Source organism: Cohnella sp. LGH (assembly GCF_017671885.1).
Classification (GTDB): Bacteria; Bacillota; Bacilli; order Paenibacillales; family Paenibacillaceae; genus Cohnella; species Cohnella phaseoli.
On sequence record NZ_CP072117.1, the window covers coordinates 756,934 to 778,162 of the forward strand.

Annotated in this window: 16 protein-coding genes and 1 other annotated feature; of the genes, 14 read left to right on the plus strand and 2 right to left on the minus strand. The window is 58.1% G+C overall.

Going from position 1 to position 21,229, the window contains the following annotated elements:
* Positions 1-124: 124 nt before the first annotated feature.
* From J4772_RS03000 to J4772_RS03015, 4 genes are read left to right on the plus strand one after another with little or no spacing between them, the layout of a single operon-like run.
* Complete coding sequence (locus tag J4772_RS03000) at positions 125-1,492, plus strand: extracellular solute-binding protein (RefSeq protein ID WP_209074107.1); 1,368 nt, start codon at positions 125-127, stop codon at positions 1,490-1,492.
* Between the two features lie 31 nt (positions 1,493-1,523).
* On the plus strand, positions 1,524-2,909 hold the full coding sequence (locus J4772_RS03005) for an FAD-dependent oxidoreductase (RefSeq protein WP_209074108.1): 1,386 nt from the start codon (positions 1,524-1,526) through the stop codon (positions 2,907-2,909).
* A 1-nt stretch (position 2,910) separates the two neighbouring features.
* On the plus strand, positions 2,911-4,005 hold the full coding sequence (locus J4772_RS03010; protein ID WP_209074109.1) for an NAD(P)-dependent alcohol dehydrogenase: 1,095 nt from the start codon (positions 2,911-2,913) through the stop codon (positions 4,003-4,005).
* Positions 4,002-5,039, plus strand: a complete 1,038-nt coding sequence (locus J4772_RS03015) for a zinc-dependent alcohol dehydrogenase family protein (RefSeq protein ID WP_247741000.1) — start codon at positions 4,002-4,004, stop codon at positions 5,037-5,039. The genes J4772_RS03010 and J4772_RS03015 overlap by 4 nt, the downstream gene beginning before the upstream one ends.
* Before the next feature lie 6 nt (positions 5,040-5,045).
* Here the strand turns inward: J4772_RS03015 and argS (J4772_RS03020) are convergent, their stop codons facing one another.
* Entirely contained in the window at positions 5,046-6,746 is a 1,701-nt protein-coding gene (argS, locus tag J4772_RS03020; protein WP_209074110.1) for an arginine--tRNA ligase, read from the minus strand.
* A 60-nt stretch (positions 6,747-6,806) separates the two neighbouring features.
* Positions 6,807-7,040, minus strand: a binding site (T-box leader).
* A 142-nt stretch (positions 7,041-7,182) separates the two neighbouring features.
* On the opposite strand from argS (J4772_RS03020), the gene J4772_RS03025 reads away from it, so the two are divergent.
* From J4772_RS03025 to argS (J4772_RS03045), 5 genes are read left to right on the plus strand one after another with little or no spacing between them, the layout of a single operon-like run.
* Entirely contained in the window at positions 7,183-8,814 is a 1,632-nt protein-coding gene (locus J4772_RS03025) for a GGDEF domain-containing response regulator (RefSeq protein WP_209074111.1), read from the plus strand.
* 20 nt (positions 8,815-8,834) lie between these two features.
* Complete coding sequence (locus J4772_RS03030; protein WP_209076902.1) at positions 8,835-9,200, plus strand: response regulator; 366 nt, start codon at positions 8,835-8,837, stop codon at positions 9,198-9,200.
* Positions 9,193-12,039: an ATP-binding response regulator gene (locus J4772_RS03035; RefSeq protein WP_209074112.1), complete on the plus strand. Its 2,847-nt coding sequence runs from the start codon at positions 9,193-9,195 to the stop codon at positions 12,037-12,039. The genes J4772_RS03030 and J4772_RS03035 overlap by 8 nt, the downstream gene beginning before the upstream one ends.
* A 59-nt stretch (positions 12,040-12,098) precedes the next feature.
* Positions 12,099-12,515 (plus strand): YwiB family protein, encoded by a 417-nt coding sequence (locus J4772_RS03040; protein ID WP_116065640.1) that lies wholly within the window; start codon positions 12,099-12,101, stop codon positions 12,513-12,515.
* Between the two features lie 4 nt (positions 12,516-12,519).
* Complete coding sequence (argS, locus tag J4772_RS03045) at positions 12,520-14,196, plus strand: arginine--tRNA ligase (protein ID WP_209074113.1); 1,677 nt, start codon at positions 12,520-12,522, stop codon at positions 14,194-14,196.
* Positions 14,197-14,199: 3 nt separating this feature from the next.
* On the opposite strand, the gene J4772_RS03050 is transcribed toward argS (J4772_RS03045), so the two are convergent.
* On the minus strand, positions 14,200-15,342 hold the full coding sequence (locus J4772_RS03050; protein WP_247741001.1) for a S8 family peptidase: 1,143 nt from the start codon (positions 15,340-15,342) through the stop codon (positions 14,200-14,202).
* A gap of 393 nt (positions 15,343-15,735) precedes the next feature.
* Between J4772_RS03050 and rpoE the strand changes: the two genes are divergently transcribed.
* The 5 genes from rpoE (at position 15,736) to J4772_RS03075 (ending at position 21,166) form a co-directional block, all read left to right on the plus strand.
* A complete protein-coding gene (rpoE, locus tag J4772_RS03055; RefSeq protein WP_116065642.1) occupies positions 15,736-16,320 on the plus strand; it encodes a DNA-directed RNA polymerase subunit delta in 585 nt (194 codons plus the stop codon).
* Positions 16,321-16,595: 275 nt separating this feature from the next.
* Positions 16,596-18,200: a CTP synthase gene (locus J4772_RS03060; RefSeq protein WP_209074114.1), complete on the plus strand. Its 1,605-nt coding sequence runs from the start codon at positions 16,596-16,598 to the stop codon at positions 18,198-18,200.
* Between the two features lie 210 nt (positions 18,201-18,410).
* On the plus strand, positions 18,411-18,806 hold the full coding sequence (locus J4772_RS03065; protein ID WP_116065644.1) for a response regulator: 396 nt from the start codon (positions 18,411-18,413) through the stop codon (positions 18,804-18,806).
* 137 nt (positions 18,807-18,943) lie between these two features.
* Positions 18,944-19,798, plus strand: a complete 855-nt coding sequence (gene fba / locus J4772_RS03070; protein ID WP_209074115.1) for a class II fructose-1,6-bisphosphate aldolase — start codon at positions 18,944-18,946, stop codon at positions 19,796-19,798.
* A gap of 117 nt (positions 19,799-19,915) precedes the next feature.
* Positions 19,916-21,166, plus strand: a complete 1,251-nt coding sequence (locus tag J4772_RS03075) for a UDP-N-acetylglucosamine 1-carboxyvinyltransferase (protein ID WP_209074116.1) — start codon at positions 19,916-19,918, stop codon at positions 21,164-21,166.
* Positions 21,167-21,229 lie beyond the last annotated feature (63 nt).

The following is a 21,229-nucleotide window of genomic DNA, read 5'->3' on the forward strand; positions in this document are numbered from 1 at the left end:
AGGATGCATGGGCGAGCAGTTCGCCGGAGGCGAACGACCAGCCTTGGTGCTGAAAACCGAACTTTTTGAACACGCGTTTTTATCGGCAAAGACGATATAACTTATACGAAAAGGGAGATGTCGCATGAAGAAGATTACGATCTCGTTATTCTCGTTATGCTTGATCCTGACGCTGGCGCTTACGGGCTGTTCCGGAGGAGGGAACGGCGCTTCCGCTCCTTCGGGTTCCTCCGGGGCCGAGTCGGGCGGCAAAGGCAGCGTCGTCAAGCTCAAGTTCTGGGGAGCCGTGCCGGAAGAGTCCGGACCGAAGCAGGCGGTCGACAATTGGAACAAGGCCAATCCGGACATCCAGGTCGAATACGTCCGTTTCGTCAACGACGAGAGCGGCAACACGAAGCTGGAAACCGCGCTGCTTGCCGGCGACCAGGTCGACCTGTTCATCAACTACCGGATGGACAAGCTGGCCAAGCGGATCGATGCGGGCATGGTCGAGCCGCTGGACGGCTATATCGAGCAGAGCGGGTTCGACGTCGCGGATAATTTCGGGGAGAACTCGATCACGAAGTTCGGGGATAAGACGTATTACATTCCGGCCATCATTCTGAACGATTTCGTTACGCTGAACAAGAGCTTCCTGGACGAGGCGGGGCTGCCGATTGCCGAAGAATGGACTTGGGACGAATATATGGATTACGCGGCGGCGCTGACGAAGGGCGAAGGAGCGGACAAGCGCTGGGGCTCCTATACCGATCTGCTGCAGCCGAAAATTTTCGAGTACCTGGACAAAGCGGTGAAAACGGAGCTGGGACCGGACGCCTTCTATAAGGAGGACGGCTCGAGCAACTTCGACGATCCGGCGTTTAAGCGGTATTTCGACATCATGTACAATCTGGAGAAAACGCTGAAGGCGCAGCCGCCGATCGCGGAAGCCAAGGCGACGAAGATGGAAGGCATCCAGCTCTATCTGACGAACAAAGTCGCGATGCACTGGATCGGTACGGCGAGCCTGCGGAACATCAAGAACACGACGGACTATCCGCACGATTTTATTACGGCGTTCGCGCCTCCTCCGAAGCTGACGGAGAACAGCAAGTATCTCGGCGGCGGAACCGGGTATCTGGATTTTACGACGATCAACGCCCGCTCGGAGAACAAGGAAGCCGCCTGGAAGTTCATGCAGTGGTACGTCACGGAGGGCAACGAGCCGCTCATCGCCGGAGGCCGCGTGCCCGCCTGGAAGAAAGCGGACAAGGACAAGGTCGCCTCGCTTATTCTCGGGGACAATCCGGAGCAGTTGTTCGACGTGGAATCGTTCAAACGGGTCGTCTTCGCCGACGTCGAGTACGTTCGGGACACGAAGTTCGACCATCTCGCGGAAATTCAGAAGATCGTCGAGGAAGAGGGCGAGCGAGTACTGATCGGGGAGAAGCCGACTGAGGATGCGGTGAAATCGATGAAGGAGCGGGCGGACAAGCTGCTGCTCGGCTCTTAATATACGGGTTGGGGAAAGGGAGATCACTTCTATGACGAATAGCAGCATCGCTTACGAGACTGGAATACCGGTCGTTCTGGACACCGACGTACTCGTCATCGGAGGAGGGCCGGCCGGCATCGCGGCGGCACTTGCCTCCGCCAGGGCCGGGGCGCGGACGGCGCTGGTCGAACGTTACGGCTTCTTGGGGGGCAACGCGACCGCGGGACTGGTCGGCCCGTTCATGACTTCTTACAGCGACGACGGAAAGACGCAATTGGTGAAGGGCGTGTTCGACGAGTTGGTGCGCCGGATGGAATCGTTCGGCGGGGCCGTTCACCCGGAGAAGGTGCGAACGGGAAGTCCTTATTCCGGTTTTTTCAGCAAAGGGCACGACCATGTGACGCCGTTCGATCCGGAGGCCGTGAAGCTGGCCGCAGCCGAGATGATGGAGGAAGCGGGCGTGCGAACGTTCATGCATACGTTTTTCGTAGACGCGATCGTCGAGAACGGCCGGGTGAACGGAGCCGTTCTCGTGAATAAATCCGGTCTGCAGGCGGTTCGTGCGAAGGTGACGGTCGACTGCAGCGCCGATGCCGACGTGGCCAGCCGCGCCGGCGCGGAGTTGGAGACGGGTCGGAAATCGGACGGATTGACCCAGCCGATGACGATGTTCTTCCGCGTCGCGGGCGTCGACGACGCGGAAATCCTGAAATACGTGGAGGAGCATCCCGAGGAGAGGGACCTGTTGTTCGGCAGCCTGATCGAGGAGAAGCGGGCGACGGGGGAATGGAAGGTCAACAAAAACCATCTGGGCATCTACCGCACGACCCAGGCTGGCGTCTGGCGGGTCAATACGAGCCGGGTTCAGGGACTCAGCGGCACGAGCGCAGAGGATCTGGCGCAGGCCGAGCTGGAAGGGCGCAGACAGGTATTCGAGCTGCTGGCGTTCTTCCGCAAATATTTCCCCGGCTTCCGGAACGCGGTGCTGGTCGATACGGCGACGCAGATCGGGGTTCGCGAAACGAGGAGGATCGTTGGCGAGTACATGCTGACCGCGGACGATCTGATCAGCGGCCGTTCCTTCGACGACGTCGTCGCCCTGTACGGGTATCCGATCGACATTCACAGTCCTAACGAGGTAACGACCGAATTCAGCAAGGAGTATCATACCGCGAACGTCTACCAGCTGCCGTATCGGATTCTTGTGCCCCGGAGTACGGAAGGACTGCTGGTTGCCGGACGCTGCGTGTCCGCTACGCACGAGGCGCTTGGAGCGATCCGCGTCATGCCGTGCGCGTTCGCTCTCGGTCAGGCGGCGGGAGCCGCGGCGGCGCTGGCCGCAGCGGAGGGTGCCGAGCCGCGCGGAGTGAACGTGAAGGAGCTTCAGCGGATGCTGCTGGCGCAGGACGTCGTGCTTCCGGAAGGAGTGGCGTAAGATGGCTTCGGCGAACGAAGCGCGGCCTGCCGCGGTGCCGGACGAGATGGTAGCCGCGGTGCTGCTCCGGCCCTTCGAGGTGCGGCTGGAGCGCCGCCCGACGCCGCGGCCCCGGGTGGACGAAGTGCTGATCAAGGTAATGGCCGTAGGCGTCTGCGGGTCGGACGTACACTACTACGAGCACGGGAAAATCGGGCGCTATATCGTCGATCGCCCGCTCGTTCTCGGCCACGAGTGCGCGGGCGTCGTCGCCGCTGTCGGAGCGGACGTGACGCGCTTCGCGCCGGGAGACCGGGTCGCCGTCGAGCCGGGCATGACCTGTGGCCGTTGTTCGGCCTGCAAGTCCGGCCGATACAATCTGTGTCCGGACGTCCGCTTTCTGGCAACGCCACCGGTTGACGGAGCATTCGCGCAGTACGTCGCGATCCGGGAGGACTTCGTCTTCCCGATTCCGGAGGGAGTCAGCTTCGAGCGGGCGGCGATGAACGAGCCGTTCTCGGTCGGACTGCACGCCGTCCGAAGAGCCGGCTTGAAGACGGGCGATACGGTCGCGATCCTGGGTATGGGACCGGTCGGGTTGCTGGCAGTCGTTGCCGCCAAAGCCTGCGGCGCGGCGCGGGTGTTCGTCTCCGACGTCGAACCGCGTCGTCTGGACGCCGCGCTTAAGCTCGGGGCGGAGCTTGCGGTGCATGCCGGGAATGAGGACGCCGCGGAGGCTATTCGCCGCGCGACGGGAGGGGAAGGAGCCGACGTCTCGATCGAGACTGCCGGCAATCCCCGGGCGCTGCGGTCCGCGCTGCTGGCGACAAGGCGCGGCGGCGCTGTGGCCGTCGTCGGGCTGCCGCCGGAAGGACGGGTCGAGCTGGACGTCTCCTATCTCGTTGACAACGAGATCGACGTGCGCGGCGTATTCCGTTACGCCAATACGTATCCGCTCGGGTTATCGCTGCTGGCCGATCCGGCAAGGAAGATCGAGGCGCTGTTCACCGACGTCTTTCCGCTCGAGGAAACCGCCGCGGCGCTGGAAAGGGCAAGAGCGAACAAAAGCGGTTCCCTCAAGGTGTTCGTCTATCCGAACGGGGGAACCGGATCATGAAACGGGGCGATGGAGAAATGAAAATGAAGGCGCTTGTCATTGACGGCCCGCGCAGCGCGGCCGTCCGCGAGGTTCCGGTTCCCCTGGCGCGGCCGGGCGAGATCGTCGTTCGGGTGCTCCGCGTGGGTATATGCGGGACGGACGTTCATATTTACAACGGAGAATATTTGTCGAAGTATCCGATCATTCCCGGGCACGAATTTTCCGGCGTGGTGGTCGAGGTCGGAGAAGGGGCAGAGCAATTCCGGGAAGGCGACCGAGTCGCCGCCGATCCGAACTTGTCGTGCGGCCGCTGCCGATTCTGCCTGTCGGGACGCGCGAACCACTGCGAGCGCTGGGACGTGATCGGCGTGACGCTTCCGGGAGCGATGGCCGAATACGTCGCGCTGCCCGCCGAGCTCGCGATGAAGCTGCCCGATCGGCTGAACTTCGCCGAAGGGGCGTTGATCGAGCCGGTGGCCTGCGTCGTGCAGGCACTCCGGAGGCTGAAGCCCGAGACGGGCGACCGGGCGCTGCTGCTGGGAGCGGGGGCGATGGGACAGCAATGGGTTCAGGCGTTGGCCAGATCGGGCGTCTCCGAGCTGGTTGTCGTCGATCTGGCCCCGGAGAAGCTGGAGATGGCAGCTGCATGGGGAGCGACGCGCACTGTCTCCGCCGACCGGATGGCCGGGGAACTGGAGGACCGACGGGGCAAGGACGGCTTCGAGATCGTCATCGATACGACGGGCGTTCCGCGAGTCATCGAGAACAGCTTCCAGTACCTGGGCCCGTGCGGGCGATACGTGCAGTTCGGCGTAACGACGGAGGAGGCGACGGTGGCGCTGCGGACGTTCGGACTGTATCAGATGGAATGGACGCTGATCGGTTCCATGGCGCTCAATCATACGTTCGCTCCGGCGCTGGCCTGGCTTGAAGCGGGCCGCCTTTCGGTCGGGCATCTCGTCACCCGGGAGCTGAGCCTGGAGGGCGCCCTTGATTTTTTCCGGGGCGACCGGCGCCCTTCGGACATGAAAGTGCAGATTTCGTTCGAATGACCAACGCTACATCTCGGAAGGAGCCTGGATTCCGAGCAAATTAAGCCCGTCGCGCAGAACGTCTGCGGCGGCTGCGGCCAAGCTCAGCTTGGAGAACGTCCCGGCTTCGTCCGCGCCGTGGTATATGATTTTCCCCGAGTTGTAGAAACGGTTAAAGTCCTTGGCCAGAGCGAGCAGATACTTGGCGACGACGAACGGCTCGTTCTGGCGGATGGCTTCCCGAATCGCGGCCTCGTAGCCGGACAGCGTCTTGATGCACGCCCACGCCGGCTCCGAGGACAGCTGCGCTCCGTCGACGGCGAAGCGGGAAGGCAGCTCTTCATACTTCCCTCTCCTGAGCAGGCTCCGTATTCGCGCGTGGGTGTACTGCAAATAGGGTCCCGTCTCGCCTTCGAAGCTGACGGCCTCCTCCAGATTGAAATCGACCGACAACTGGCGGTGATGCTTCAAATCCCCGAACACGATCGCTCCCACTCCGACGGCTTCGGCGACCGCTTCTTTGTTCGCCAGATCGGGATTTTTCCCTTCGATGATGCGCAGCGCGCGCTCCGCCGCCTCGTCGAGCACTTCCTCCAGCATGACTACCTTTCCTTTGCGCGTCGACATCTTTTTGCCGTTGATCGTAATCAAGCCGAACGGGACGTGACGGCAGTTCGCCGCCCATTTGAGCCCCATTTTGCGCAGCACCGAGAATACCTGTTGAAAATGCAGGCTCTGTTCAGCCCCGACGACGTAGAGAATTTCGTCCGCCTTCAGCTCTTCATTCCGGTAGAGGGCGGTCGCGAGATCGCGCACCGCATAGATAGTCGAGCCGTCCTTTTTCAGGATAAGGCAAGGGGGCAGTCCTTCCTCCTCCAGCCTGACGATTCTCGCGCCAGCGTCCTCCTCCAGCAACTCCAACTCCTCGAGCTTGCGCACGACGGGATCGAACTTGTCGTTGTAGAAGCTCTCGCCCGCATAGGAGTCGAACTCGACGCCCAATCTTTCGTATACGCGTTGAAATTCCTTAAGGCTCTCGTCTACGAAATACTGCCACAGCTCGCGCATGGCGGCATCCCCGCGCTCCAGCTTGGCGAACGCTTCTCTCGCCTCGTCCTCCAACTCCGGCCGCTGCTCCGCCTGCCGGTGGAATTCCACGTACAGCCGCAGGCTTTCCCGAATCGGGGCCTGTTCCAGCGCCTGTCGGTCTCCCCACTTCAAATACGCGACGATCAGCTTGCCGAACTGCGTGCCCCAATCCCCGATATGATTAACGTTGTGTACGTCGTAGCCCATGGCGCGATACATGCGGACCAGGGCGTTGCCGATCATCGTCGAGCGCAGGTGGCCGATGCCGAACGGCTTGGCGATGTTCGGGGAAGACATGTCGATGACCATCCGCTTGCCTTTCCCGGCATCGGAGCGTCCGTAGCGTTCGTCCAGTGCCCGCTGCACGAACTCGCTTCTCCAGTGCTCGCCATGGAAAAAGAGGTTGAGATAGCCGCCTGCGACCTCGGCGCGCAAGTCGGAGCGATCGGCGTTAATGACGTCCGCAAGCCGCTGCGCGATCGCGGCGGGCGGCTGCCTAAGCGCCTTGGCGAACGCGAAGCACGGGAGCGAGACGTCGCCCAGCTTCTGTTCGGGCGGAATCTCCAGCTTCGGGCGCACCTCTTCCGGGGGCAGCTCCAAATAAGGAGACAGAATGGCGGATGCTTGCTTCAACAACATGACGGGTTCCTCCTTGTACGTATATATCGATACGCGAATACGCAAAAAAACCCCATCTCGTAAAGAGACGGAGGTCGATTCCGCGGTACCACTCTTCTAGCACTCCCGCATAGGGAAGCCGCTTCGTTAAAAGGTAACGGCTCGTCGCCGGACTTCCCTACTGCCGCCTGCAAGGATTGCGGTTCAGGAAATCGACTCCCGAGTGCGCTTCCTTCGAATCCTGCGCCGGCTCCCACCATCCCCGGCTCGCTGCAGTCAGGAAAAACGAAGTACTCTCTCGTTCATCGTCGTTATCGTTATCGTTATCGTTATTCGTACATTATAGCCATTTTGGTTCCGAGTGACAATCCGCGTTCATCCCGTTCAAGTTGTTATCTTTGTTTTGGAATTATCCGATATAATAGTAGAGCTATATGTTTCGCTCAGGAGGGTTCCCGTGCAGAAATATCAAGACGCGTTGCTGGCCAATATCCGCAAGCAACTGGAAATATGGTTCGAATCCAGCTCCGCTATTCCCGGCGTGGAAGCGGAGCGGTTTTTGCATTCCGTGAAAGGCACGTCCGGCACGATCGGCCTGACCAAGCTTTACGGCATATCGGGGGAATTGCTGGAGCGGATTCGGCATCGTTCCGAAGACGAGCCGTGGGAGCCGGAGAAGCTGCGGACGTTCATGATCGAGCTGATCGCCGTATGCTACGAGATTCAGCATCAGGAAGCCGTTCATTCTTCGCTCGTGACCGCGGAGAACGACCAGTCGGGCGACCAGCCGCTCGTCCTGATTCTCGACGACGACGCGGCGCTGCTGCACTTTCTGAAGGAAGAGCTCGAGAGAGAGGGCTATTACGTCATCGCGACCGTGAATCCCGCGCTGGCCATCCATTATTTTCACGACCGTGCGCCGGACTGCTTCATTCTCGATCTGCTTATTCCCGAGCAGGACGGGTTCGAAGTGATGGACGCGATTAAGGAGCAGATCCGCAAGCGGTACATTCCGACGACCGTCATCAGCATGGACACCGCCCGGGAGACGAGGCTGCGGGCTTTCCGGATGGGAGCGGACGACTTTCTGGACAAGCCGCTCGACATGGAGGAACTGCTCGTACGGATTCAACGGCAGTTAAAACGCAAAAAGCAGCTGGACGAGCTTCTGTTCTTCGATGAGCTGACAGGGGTCTACAACCGCAAATATTTGGAGGAGGCATACCGGACGCTCTGCCTGGACGCGCAGAGAATCCAGGAGCATTTCACGATGGCGATCGTCGATCTGGATCATTTCAAGTCGATCAACGACCGTTACGGCCATATCGCGGGCGACCGGGTGCTGGCGGAGTTCGCGGCTTTCCTGAAGTCGCACATGCGCGCGGCGGACGTCTTGATCCGCTACGGCGGCGAGGAATTTATTCTGCTGCTGCCGAGAACGCGCGAGGAAGAGGCCCGTTCGCTGCTTAAGAGGCTGGGGGACACGTTCGGCCGGATCGACTTCGGGGGGAAGGAAGAGGAATTGCAGGTCACTTTCTCAGCCGGCGTCATCGAGATCGTAGAGCCGGATCCCGCCCGCTGCCGGGAATGGCTGGAGTTGGCGGATCAGGCGCTATATTTGGCCAAGGAGCTCGGACGCAACCGCGTCGAAGCGGTGAACCGGGACGCAGAGTCCAAGCCGCTGGCGAGGAAGCCGCGAATCGCGATCGTCGACGACGACCCGATCGTGCGGGCGCTGCTGACCGAATATTTGCTGGAGGCGATCGGTCCGGGCAGGTGCGGGGACATTCGCGCATACAAGTCGGGCGAGGATTTCCTGGAGGACGGCTGGTATCGGGAGAAGGCTTCCTATATCGTCATCCTGGACGGCATGCTTCCGGGAATGGACGGGTTGGAGGTGCTGAGCCATCTGCGCTCCCTATCGGAATCGAACCGCTATTCCGCGATTATGCTGACCGGACGCTCGGACAACGACGACATCGTCCGCGCCTTGAAGCTCGGAGCGGACGATTACGTGACAAAGCCCTTCCGGCTGGAGGATCTACGGACGCGGATTTTGCGCTTGATGCAAAGAATGGATTTCAACTAGAAGAAAGAACGGTGATCGCATTGTTCAAGTTGTTGGTGGCGGAAGACGAATCCGCCTTGCGCATGCTGCTGGCCGATACGCTGGAGGATGAAGGGTACGAAGTCGATCTGGCTTGCGACGGCGAAGAGGCGTTGGAGAGAATCGCGGTAGGCTCCTACGATCTCATCGTTCTGGACAACATGATGCCCAAGTACACGGGGTATGAGGTTATCGAGAAGGCTCGGCAGCTCCCGGATGGGAAGCATCTGAAAATTCTGATGCTGACGGCCAAGAGCCAGCAGGCGGAACGGGACAGGGTGCTGCTCGCCGGAGCGAACGACTTCATGTCCAAGCCGTTCAGCCCGCTCGCTCTCGTGCAGAAGATCGGGGAAATGCTCGATGCTTAGCTTGAAGAGCCATTATTATAAAAGAAGCATCACGACCCGATTCGCCAGCTTGATGATCGTGCTTCTTCTGCTCGTGTTTGTCGGCGCGGCGTTCATCTACTGGAACGATCGCCAGGTCGAGAACGAATATCGGGAAGTGCACGACCGTTACAAGCTCAAGCAGCAGCTGACCCAGGAGGCGATGATGCATCTGAACGGCATTTCCATTCGTTCGTTCGCTTATTTGGCGGCGCCGGGCGATCGGGAATATGAGCTTGTGGTCGGCGGCGGGGATCAATTGAGCGCTGTGATCGCCCAATACGCGAAACTCTCGTTGGAGGGGCGCGAGCAGGAGTTCGCGGCCGAGTCGGAGAGATTCAGGGACCGGTACTTTAAGGGCTGGTTTCCGGATGCGGCGCAGCTGGCGAAGGATAACGACAGGGCGGGGTTGCGCCGGATGTTCGCTTCCGAGGAATGGCGGACGCTGGAACGCCTGGTCCAGGAGACGAGAGAACTCCATGCGTTCTATCAGCAGAAGCTGGAGGAGACGAACTCGCTTCTGGCCGATTCCGTAACGAAGCGGAACATTCAGTTCATTGTCTACGTCTCCGGGATCGTGGCCCTGTCCGGCATTGTCATCTTCATGGTCGCCAGAGACTTCGGGATGCCGATCAGCAGGCTGGCCGCCAATGCGAAGCAATTCGCGGCGGGGCGCGAGCAGGATATTCGGTACACGAACAGGCAGGACGAGATCGGAGGACTCGCCAGGGCGATGGAGGCGATGATGTCCGAGATTCAGGCCAAGGCTGGAGAACTGCTGGCTCAGAACGAAGAGCTGCTGGCCCAGCAGGAAGAGTTGCAAGCCCAGCAGGATGAGCTGACGAAGGCGCTCGGTCTCATGGAAGAGAACGAGGCTAGGCTGCGGCGGGGCAACGAGTTCGTGCAGGCTCTTGCGAACACGCTTGACCGGTCGGAGCTGCTGAAGAGCATCATTCGCAACATGGTACATATTCTGAAAGCCGACAAAGGCATCGTTATCCGGCTGACCGCGGATCGGGACCATGCCGCGTACGGATTGTCCGAGAATGCGATCCGCAGATTCGTCGAAGCGGCGGACGATGGGCTGCTCGCGCGAGTGAAAGAGAGCGCAACGGCGTATTCGCTCGAACGTCCGGCCAAGTCGGCCGAACTCGGTTATCACGGCGAATCCGACGGGCTGCGGGCTTGCGATTTTTACTTGCCCGTCTTGAACCCCGACAATAAGGTGACGGCATGCATTGTGCTCACCCGGATCGGGTCGGCGCTGACGGATAGGGAAGAAGCCGAAGCGTCCGCCTTCGCCAAGCAAATCTCGATCTCTCTCGACAAGCTGGAGCTGTACGAGAAAGCGGAGCGTCAGCGCCAGATGGTGCAAACGACGCTGGACGCGCTTCATGAAGGGGTGCAGCTGACCGACCGGGAAGGCACGACGGTGCTCGTCAATGCACGTTGGATCGAAATGATGGGGGAGAAGGCCGATAGGAGCTGGAACCCGACGATTGAGCAGTACGGAGCTTATATCCAGCCATACGTGAAGGACCCCGTTCCGTTTGAACGGTTCATTGCCGACATCGTGGACGGTCAGCACACCGAGGCGAAAAGCATCGTCTACGAATGGAAAGGGTTAGTCAAGCGGCATGTGCAGATGTACTACGAACCGCTATACCGGGGCGGCGAAAGAATCGGCACGCTGTTCGTTCATCGCGATGTGACGCAAGAGCGCGAAATGGATCGCGTCAAGTCGGAGTTTGTCAGCACGGTCAGCCATGAATTGCGGACTCCTCTGGCAAGCGTGCTCGGCTTTGCCGAGCTATTGCTGTATAAGGAGCTGGCGCCGGAGCGGCAGAAAAAATACGTGCGCACGATTCATAAGGAAGCTTCGCGGTTGACGGCGCTTATTAACGACTTCTTGGATTTGCAGCGGATGGAATCCGGCAAGCAAACCTACGACTTCCGCCAGGTGAACGTTATGACGCTTGTGCAGGAAGTGATGGAGATGCACCAGGTGGCCTCCTCCGACCATCGCTTCGAATGGCTGCAGCATACGGACGAGACGGAAGTGTATGCGGATGCGGACAAACTGAAGCAGGCGCTGATGAACCTTGTCGGCAATGCCGTAAAATATTCTCCCAACGGCGGCACGGTGACGGCCGTCTGCAGCGAGGAGAACGGGCAGCTCAGAATCGATGTGACCGACCAAGGGCTTGGCATTCCTCCGGAGGCTTTGTCCGGACTGTTCTCCAAGTTTTATCGGGTGGACAATTCGGATCGGCGCGAGATCGGAGGTACGGGTCTGGGTCTGGCGATCGTCAAGGAAATTATGGATGTACATAAGGGCAGAGCTCTTGCCTCGTCCATATACGGGCAAGGCAGCACGTTCTCTCTGTTGCTGCCCTTGCCGGCCAGATCGATAAGCAGATGGCGTCTGGAAGCGGCGGCAAGCGTCGAACGCGCGGGCGAAGTGTATCTGGTAGAGGACGATTCCGACTTTGCCGATCTACTGGCCGACGAGCTGGAGGCTTCGGGTTACGGAGTCAGCCGTTTTTCCAGCGAAGAGACGGCGCTAAAAGCGCTGGAGCAATATATTCCCGGAGCTATTATTCTCGATCTGGTGCTAGAGCGGGGGACGGACGGCTGGCGGCTGGCGGAACGGCTCAAGCAGGACGAGCGCCTGCGCGATTTGCCGATAATCGTGTCCAGCGCCCTTGAGGAGCAGGAGCGCGCGCGAAGGTTGGGGGTGTCGGAGTATCTGGTTAAGCCTTACTCTCCCGGCAAGCTGGTCGAGGCGCTGAAGCGCGTCATGGCCGATCATTCCATTTGAATTGATCAAGGGTTCTGTATATAGTAGTAACAAGACTATGAGAGCAGGAGAGAACAGCGATGCCGGACAAGCGAAAAGTGCGGGTCGGGTTTCGAAGCTGGCAGCAGGACGGGGGCGTGCAGAAGTTCGATGTGCCCGGAGAGCTGTTCCGGCTGAAGACGGGATGGGCGCTTACTTACGTCGAGAAGCCGGACGATAACGGAGTGGAAGCCAGCAATACGCTGTTCATTCACTCGAACGGGCTGCAGCTGCGTCGACGTGGTTCGATTTTCTTCGAGCAGCAGTTTCGACGGGGCGAGCTTGCGGCGGGCAAGCTGGAGACGCCTTACGGACTTCATGCCGTGCAGGCGCTCACCTCGCAATTGGACAGCGAACTGTCCGATACCGGCGGCCGAGTGGAATGGTCGTACGAGTTGCACATGCAAGATCAGCAGGTCGGAAGCTTCCGCATCCGGCTCGATATTCGGGAGGAATAGCAAGATGGGCGTATTGGAACAATTGCAATTATCGGTAAAAGAAGCGCTGGCCGACGCTGCGCTGGCGGCAGAATTGGTTGCGGACAAGAGCGAGCTTCCGGCTATCGTGCTGGAGGTTCCCAAGGACAAAGCGCACGGAGACTTGGCCACGAATCTGGCGATGCAGCTGACGAAGATCGCCAAGAAGAACCCGCGGCAGATCGCGGAGGCGATCATCGGGAAGCTGGAGGCGGGACGAGCCTCGATCGAGTCGGCGGAAATCGCCGGGCCGGGCTTTATCAATTTCCGTCTGAACAAGAGCTATCTGTATCCGGTAATCGGAGAAGCGTTGACTCAAGACGGGAAATACGGCCACATCGATGCGGGACAAGGCAAAAGAATTCAAGTGGAGTTCGTCAGCGCGAATCCGACGGGCAGTCTGCATCTCGGCCATGCGCGGGGAGCGGCGGTAGGAGACGCCCTTTGCAACGTGTTGGCCGCGGCCGGTTACGAGGTTACGCGGGAATACTATATTAACGATGCCGGCAATCAGGTCAACAACCTGGCCAAATCGCTTGAAGCGCGTTATCGTCAAGCTCTCGGGCAGGCGGCGGAGATGCCGGAGGACGGGTACTATGGCGAGGATATCGTCGGCTTCGCCAAGGAGCTGGCGGAAGAAAAAGGCGAGCGGCTGTTGGGTTTGTCCGACGAGGAGCGTTTTGCATTCTTCCGCAATTACGGCCTGGACAAGGAGCTGGCCAAGATCAAACGCGATCTGGGGCGCTTCGGGGTGCAGTTCGACGAATGGTACAGCGAGACCTCTCTATATGAGTCCGGTAAAGTGATTGAAGTGCTCGACGCGCTGCGTGCCGAGGGCCATGTCTACGAGCAGGACGGCGCGGTATGGCTGGCGTCCATGACCTTCGGCGACGACAAGGATCGCGTGCTCGTGAAGAACGACGGAAGCTATACGTATTTGACGCCGGACGCGGCTTATCATATGGATAAGTACAAACGGGGCTACGATCAGCTCATCAACATCTGGGGCGCGGATCACCACGGTTACATTCCGCGGATGAAAGCGGCGATGGCGGCGATGGGCAACGATCCCGACAAGCTGACTGTCTTGATCGCCCAGATGGTCAGTCTGTTCCAGAACGGCGAGAAAGTTAAAATGTCCAAGCGCACGGGCAAGGCGATTACGATGGAAGACCTTATGGACGAGGTTGGCGTCGACGCGATTCGCTATTTCTTCACGATGCGGAGCATGGATTCCCATCTGGATTTCGACATGGATTTGGCTGTGTCGAAATCCAACGAAAACCCCGTGTTCTACGTGCAGTATGCGCATGCGAGAATTTGCAGCATTTTCCGTCAAGCCGAGGAGCAGGGAGTTGCGGTTCAGGCATGGCAGGAGGTCGACTTGACCCGCCTGTCCTCCGAGCATGAGCTTGACCTGCTGCGGAAGATCGGAGAGCTTCCGGAGACGATCGCGGAGGCCGCAAGAATCTATGCGCCTCACGCGATTATCCGTTACGTCTACGAGCTGGCCTCCCAGTTCCACAGCTACTATAAGGCGGAACGGGTCATTACCGAGGATGCGGAGCAGAGCCAGGCGCGTCTGCAGCTGCTTGCCGCCATTCGGATTACGATCGTCAATGCCTTGAAGCTCGTCGGCGTATCCGCACCTGACAAAATGTAAAGCTCACAATTGATCCGCCGCGCTCAAAATGCGCGTTACGTTAAGCTCCCCGGCCGTCCGGGGAGCTTTGGCGTTTCTCAGGGGCACGGCGGCGTTCTTCACGATCGACTTGATCTGGCTTGGGGGAAGTCCCGGTCGCAGCGACAGCAGCAAGGCGATTGCTCCGGTTACGTGCGACGTGGCCATCGATGTTCCGCTCATCTCGCGATGTTTGCCTCTTAGCCAGGAGGACATGATTCGGTCTCCAGGGGCGAAAATATCGATGAGCGAGCTGCGATTCGTGAATTTCGCGATCCGTCCGGTCCGATTGGTCGCCCCGACGGCTATCGTCCGGCTGAAGCCTGCGGGATAGTCGATTTCTCCAATCCGACCTTCGTTGCCGGAGGAAGCGACGATCAACACGCCCGAATGGTAGGCGTAATTAACGGCGCTTAACAGAGAGCGGCTTCTCGTGCGCATGCCGAAGCTCATATTGACGACATCCATATGGTTGCGAACGCACCATTCGATGCCAAGGACGATGTCGGAGACAAAGGCGGTTCCATTGTGATCGAAGGCTTTGACCGGATAGATCATCGATCGCGGAGCGACGCCGATCATCCCTTGAAGCTCATTGGCGGCGGCGATCGTTCCGGCAATGTGCGTGCCGTGGCCGTTGTCGTCCTGCGGCAGCGACATCCGACTCAACAGATTGATGCCGCGTTCGAGCGAATGCTTCAAATCCGGATGGCCGTAATCGACGCCGGTGTCGATCACGCCGACCTTGACTCGGTAGCCGGTCGTCTTTCCCCATGCTTGCGGCGCTTGAATGCGGCGTACGCCCCAAGGAATGCCTTTATCGGTGACGATTGCGCCTTTGGGCAGAGCCGACGCTCTAACGGGCGCATCGATTTCCCAAACCGCCTTGTCCCCGAGCGCTAAGATGAGTTGGGCTGCTTCCTTCGCGGGACAAGAGACCGCCTGAATGAGCGGGAGAGGCCGAATATCTCGATCCGCTGCCTCCTCGCGAAGCTCGCCCGACCTCCCCTCCAGAAGGAAACGCTCGAAATCGCGGCTATCCAGGAAGCGGACGATGTATCTTTGGTCATCGATTGTCGGCGGGCCGGGGAATGCGCAGATTTCGTTCGCGATTTCGCTTCGATTCAAGGCGGCATCCCTCCCGGAACGAGTGTGCAGGAAAGGGCGGCGCGGAGCCGCGCTTCTCTGCCGTGTTCTCTACTGTATGAAGAACCGGAGGCAAAAGCTTGGGAATGCGTCCTTTTTAACGGGAAATAGGCGGCGTTCCGTGTCATTTTCGCCTCGGCGACATAGGATGAATGGAGAGTTTCCCGGTGAGACTCTTGGTCATGCCGGTTCCTCCGCCCGCGGAGAGGCCGGGAAGGATACAGTCGAAAAGCGAAGGCGCTGTCCGTTGAGGACACGCCTTCGCTTTTTCGTTCCGGTGACTTGCAATTTTAGGCGAAATACGGTTTACTAAAGGTTGACAAATTAACGTGAAGGTTTATATACCGGTTCACATACAGAGAGGATGGAAGTCGCGTGAGCGCCGAATACGTGCTGAAAATCGACTCCGAGAAAATCCGCGAGATGCCGATGGTCGATCTGGCTTATGAGCTGTTGAAGACAGCGAATACCCCGTTTTACTATCGCGATCTGATGATGGAAATCGCCAAGCTGCGCGGATTGTCCCAGGAGCAAATCACCGAGGTAATTGCCCAACTGTACACGGAGATCAATATCGACGGAAGATTTGCTTGCGTAGGCGGCAACGTCTGGGGACTTAAACGCTGGTATCCAGTCGAGCGCTCCGACGAGCAGATGGGCGGAACGAAGCGTCCTCGCATCATTAACGACGATGACGACGAGGATGACGACGATCTGTACGGCGAAGAAGAGGATGTCGCAACCGGGGACGAAGAAAGCTACGATCTGTTCGACGAGGATCAAGATGGCGTGTTCGAGGAAGGCGAAGAAGCCGCCGAAGCCGACGACGAGGTCGTGCTTGAGGACGACGAGGAAGCCGAGATCGACGAAGAGCTTGAATCCGAGGACGAGGATGACGATTTCGAAGCCGACGACGAGGAAGCCGCGGACGACGATAACGACGAAGAAGACGAAGATTGACGGGGGCGCCGCAGAGCGCAAGCGCCGTGAATTCGGGGCTTCTCCATTCGTGCAGAATGGGGAAGCCGTTCTACTTGACACCGCCCATTCCAGAAGTTAAACTAAGGCTTGGGCTTTAGAAGCGCGGTTTTTTATAGGGTTGGTTTTAGGAAAAGTGCCCCCATTTATTGGGCGTCACTTTTTTTATTTTTTCCCCGGATTGCAAGGGAAAATCAGTTTCAGGCAAAGCTAATTGAGAATGCCGCATCAGCAGGCAGCGGGAGGTTTCGGACAGGGTGACCAAATATATTTTCGTAACGGGGGGCGTCGTCTCTTCGCTCGGCAAAGGAATAACGGCTGCATCGTTGGGACGGCTGCTTAAAAATCGAGGGCTTAAAGTAACCATCCAAAAGTTCGATCCGTACATCAACGTTGACCCGGGGACGATGAGCCCCTATCAGCACGGTGAAGTGTTCGTGACCGACGACGGAGCGGAGACCGATCTGGATCTCGGCCACTACGAGCGATTTATCGATATTAATCTATCGAAGAACAGCAACGTGACGACGGGCAAGATTTATTCGACTGTCATCAGCAAGGAGCGTCGCGGAGAATATCTCGGCGGCACGGTGCAGGTCATTCCGCACATTACGAACGAGATCAAGGATCGCGTCTTCCGCGCAGGCAAGGAAGCGGGCTCGGACGTCGTTATTACGGAGATCGGCGGCACGGTCGGAGACATCGAGAGCTTGCCGTTCCTCGAAGCAATTCGCCAAATCAAGAGCGATATCGGGCGGGACAACGTGATGTATATTCACGTGACGCTCATTCCTTATATTAAAGCTGCCGGAGAGGTCAAGACGAAGCCGACTCAGCACAGCGTCAAGGAGCTGCGCAGCATCGGCATCCAGCCGAACGTCATCGTCTGCCGTACGGAATATCCGCTGGCCGAAGATTTGAAACGCAAGATCGCGTCCCTCTGCGACATTGACGCCAACGCGGTTGTCGAATGCCGCGACGCTTCGACTTTGTACGAGGTTCCGCTTAACCTGCGCAACGAAGGGCTGGACGACTATGTCGTTAAGCATTTGAACCTGCAAGTCGGCGCTCCGGATATGACGGAGTGGGAAGCGCTCGTGAACCGCGTGAAGTCGCTTAAGAAGACGACGGAAATTGCGATCGTGGGCAAATACGTCGCTCTTCACGACGCATACTTAAGCATCGTGGAATCGCTGGCGCATGCCGGCATCGACGCCGACTCCGAAGTGAACATCCGCTGGGTCAACGCCGAAGAGATAGAACCGGGCAACGTGGAAGAGATGCTGGGCGGCGTGCACGGCATTCTTGTTCCGGGCGGATTCGGAGATCGCGGCATCGAAGGAAAAATCACCGCGATCCGGTATGCGAGAGAGAGCGGAATTCCGTTCTTCGGCATTTGCCTCGGCATGCAGGTGGCCGTCATCGAATACGCTCGCCATATGGCCGGCTTGGACGGCGCGAACAGCTCCGAGATTCATCCGGCGACCCCGTATCCGGTCATCGACCTGCTGCCAGAGCAGAAGGATATCGAAGACCTCGGCGGCACGATGCGTCTCGGCCTCTATCCTTGCAAGCTGGCTCCGGGAAGCCTGGCTGCGCATTGCTACGGGGACGAGCTTGTCTACGAGCGCCATCGCCACCGTTACGAGTTCAACAACGAGTATCGCGAGCGCATCGAGTCGACCGGCCTGCGCATTTCGGGCACTTCGCCGGACGGACGTCTTGTGGAGATGGTCGAGCTTCCGGGCCATCCATGGTTCTTGGCCGTGCAGTTCCATCCGGAGTTCACCTCGCGTCCGAACCGTCCGCAGCCGCTGTTCCGCGAATTCGTGAAAGCGGCGTTGAAGCGTTCCGAGGCTTAATTCGGACACTAGCGAAGATCGTTTCGGCATTGCCGGGACGGTCTTTTTTTCATAAACAACAATCATTTTGTGAAGGAATAACAAGAACGGCGAAATGTCAATCATGGATATTTGAAGCATTGTACATTTTTTTACATGGAAACAGAAGGAATTTCCGCTAGCGGTCACGAATAAGGCTACAAAGGCGATTCGGAGGGATGGGATGAGCTCTTGGACAAGAAAAGACTGCTGATTGTTGACGATCAAGTCGGTATCCGCATTTTGTTGTTGGAGGTTTTCGCTACCGAGGGCTATGATACCTTTCAAGCGGCGAACGGAAGAGCGGCGTTGGATATCGTGCGCACGAACCGCCCTGACCTCGTCCTGCTTGATATGAAGATCCCCGGGATGGACGGGCTTGAAATTCTCAAGCAGATTAAGGAGTATGACCGAGACATTAAAGTCATCATGATGACCGCATACGGAGAGTTGGACATGATCAAGGAGGCGACGGATCTGGGCGCGCTAATGCATTTCACGAAACCGTTCGACATCGACGAGATGAGATTGGCCGTCAATATGCAACTCGGACACGGTTCGTCTTCGCAGTTCGCAACAGGCACTTAATTCGGCGGGGGGTCGCAACTAAGGATAAACCTGGAAACGTGAGTTCGGTTTACTTCGCAAAGTTATTTTGTGTTATAATAACGCAGTATGTACGATGCGTGAGAAATCGAATGAAACTGCAGGAGGAATATTACACTATGCCATTAGTATCCATGTCCGAATTTCTGCCTCAAGCCAAAGCGGGTAAGTATGCCATCGGTCAATTCAACATGAATAACCTGGAGTTTGCCCAAGCGATCACCGACGCTGCGATCGAGGAAAACTCCCCGTTCATTTTTGGCGTTAGCGAAGGCGCTCTTAAGTACATGGGAATGGAATACACCGTTGCGATCGCTAAAGCGGCCGCCGAGAAATCCGGTCTTCCGATCGCGCTGCACTTGGACCACGGCAGCAACTTCGATATCGCAATGAAATGTATCCGCGCAGGATTCTCTTCCGTTATGTTCGACGGTTCGCACCACTCGTTCGAGGATAACATCCGTTTGACCAAGGAAGTCGTTAAAGCCGCTCATGCGATGGGCGTATCCGTCGAAGGCGAGCTGGGCACGATCGGCGGCGTCGAGGACGATCTTAGCGTAGACGAGGCTGACGCGAAATTGGCCAAGCCGGAAGAAGCGATCCGTTTCTACGAAGAGACGGGCGTTGACTGCCTGGCAATCGCAGTAGGTACGGCTCACGGCATGTACAAGGGCGAAGTGAAAATTCACTTCGATATCATTAAAGAAGTCGTAGCTAAAATTCCGGTTCCAGTCGTGCTTCACGGCGGCTCCGGCGTTCCGGACGATATGATTCGCGAAGCGATTCAATCCGGAGCAGGCAAGATCAACGTAAATACCGAGAACCAAGTCGCTTGCACGGCTGCTATTCGCGACGTCCTTGCAAAGAATGACAGCGTAATCGACCCTCGCAAATACTTGACTCCTGCCCGCGACGCGATGAAAGCCGTCGTACGTGAGAAAATCCGCCTGTTCGGAAGCAGCAACAAAGCTTAATTTATATCGCATCCTATTATCGAATTTCAACGCGGGAAAACGTCATGGGGCGTTTTCCCGTTCCTTCATGTGCCGAGGGCTCCCCTCGGCAACACCACGAGGAGGAAGACGGCATTCATGGATAAATTGATGGTCCGCGGAGGCCGGCCGCTCAGAGGAACGGTCGGCATCAGCGGCGCGAAGAATAGCGCCGTCGCCCTTATTCCCGCAGCGATATTGGCAGAGTCGGAAGTGAGATTGGACAATCTTCCGCAGCTTAGCGACGTAGCGGTCTATGCGGAGCTTCTTGAGCAGCTCGGCGGCAAGGTGACTTGGCAAGAAGATACGATGACGATCGACCCGTCAGACATGAGCTCGGTTCCTATGCCTAACGGCAGAGTTAAATTGTTAAGAGCATCTTATTATTTAATGGGGGCTTTGTTAGGGAGATTCGGAGAAGCGACGATCGGCTTGCCGGGAGGCTGCAATTTCGAGCCGCGCCCGATCGATCAGCATATTAAAGGTTTCGAGGCGCTTGGCGCCGAAGTGACGAACGACCATGGCTCGATTCGGATTAGAGCCAAGGAATTAAGAGGGGCCAAAATCTATCTCGACGTCGTCAGCGTCGGAGCAACGATCAACATCATGCTGGCAGCTTCCCGCGCCAAAGGCCTCACTCTGATCGAGAACGCTGCGAAGGAGCCGGAGATCATCGACGTGGCGACGCTGCTCAACGCCATGGGGGCAAAGATCAAAGGCGCAGGCACGGAAACGATTCGCATTGAGGGCGTTAGCGAGATGCACGGCTGCCGCCATTCGATTATCCCCGATCGCATTCAAGCCGGAACCTATATGATAGCCGCTGCGGCGACCCGCGGCGACGTCCTTATCGATAATATTATTCCGAAGCATCTGGAAGCGATAACCGCCAAGCTGCAGGAGATGGGCGTACATGTGTACGAGATGGACGAAGCGATTCGCGTTGTCGGACAATCCCTCTACGAAGCGGTGGACGTGAAGGCTCTCGTCTATCCCGGCTTCGCCACCGATCTGCAATCCCCGATGACGAGCTTGCTTACGCAGGCCCGCGGAGTCAGTGTGTTATCCGATTATGTGTACAACAACCGGTTTAAGCATGTTCCCGAGCTGGCGCGAATGGGTGCGCAAATTCGGGTGGAAGGCCGATCCGCCATCATCGAGGGCGGCCCGCTGAACGCGGCCAAAGTTAAAGCCGCGGACCTTCGCGCCGGCGCAGCGCTTGTCGTAGCCGCGCTGACGGTCCAAGAGGGGACGACTGAGATTAGCGGCGTTGAATATATCGATCGCGGATACGAGCGCCTCGTCACACAGCTCAGCAATCTGGGCGCGGAAGTATGGAGAGACGGATAGTTTGTCGCTTGCATCGAATATTATTTTAATTCACAAAAAGTAGGGATTCCATTGACCGATCTG

Excerpts from the sequence above, each read along its gene's own strand:
- J4772_RS03000 (WP_209074107.1), top strand. The coding sequence starts at position 125 with ATGAAGAAGATTACGATCTCGTTATTCTCGTTATGCTTGATCCTGACG.
- J4772_RS03005 (WP_209074108.1), top strand. The coding sequence starts at position 1,524 with ATGACGAATAGCAGCATCGCTTACGAGACTGGAATACCGGTCGTTCTG.
- J4772_RS03010 (WP_209074109.1), top strand. The coding sequence starts at position 2,911 with ATGGCTTCGGCGAACGAAGCGCGGCCTGCCGCGGTGCCGGACGAGATG.
- J4772_RS03015 (WP_247741000.1), top strand. The coding sequence starts at position 4,002 with ATGAAACGGGGCGATGGAGAAATGAAAATGAAGGCGCTTGTCATTGAC.
- argS (WP_209074110.1), bottom strand. The coding sequence starts at position 6,746 with ATGTTGTTGAAGCAAGCATCCGCCATTCTGTCTCCTTATTTGGAGCTG.
- J4772_RS03035 (WP_209074112.1), top strand. The coding sequence starts at position 9,193 with ATGCTTAGCTTGAAGAGCCATTATTATAAAAGAAGCATCACGACCCGA.
- J4772_RS03040 (WP_116065640.1), top strand. The coding sequence starts at position 12,099 with ATGCCGGACAAGCGAAAAGTGCGGGTCGGGTTTCGAAGCTGGCAGCAG.
- argS (WP_209074113.1), top strand. The coding sequence starts at position 12,520 with ATGGGCGTATTGGAACAATTGCAATTATCGGTAAAAGAAGCGCTGGCC.
- fba (WP_209074115.1), top strand. The coding sequence starts at position 18,944 with ATGCCATTAGTATCCATGTCCGAATTTCTGCCTCAAGCCAAAGCGGGT.
- J4772_RS03075 (WP_209074116.1), top strand. The coding sequence starts at position 19,916 with ATGGATAAATTGATGGTCCGCGGAGGCCGGCCGCTCAGAGGAACGGTC.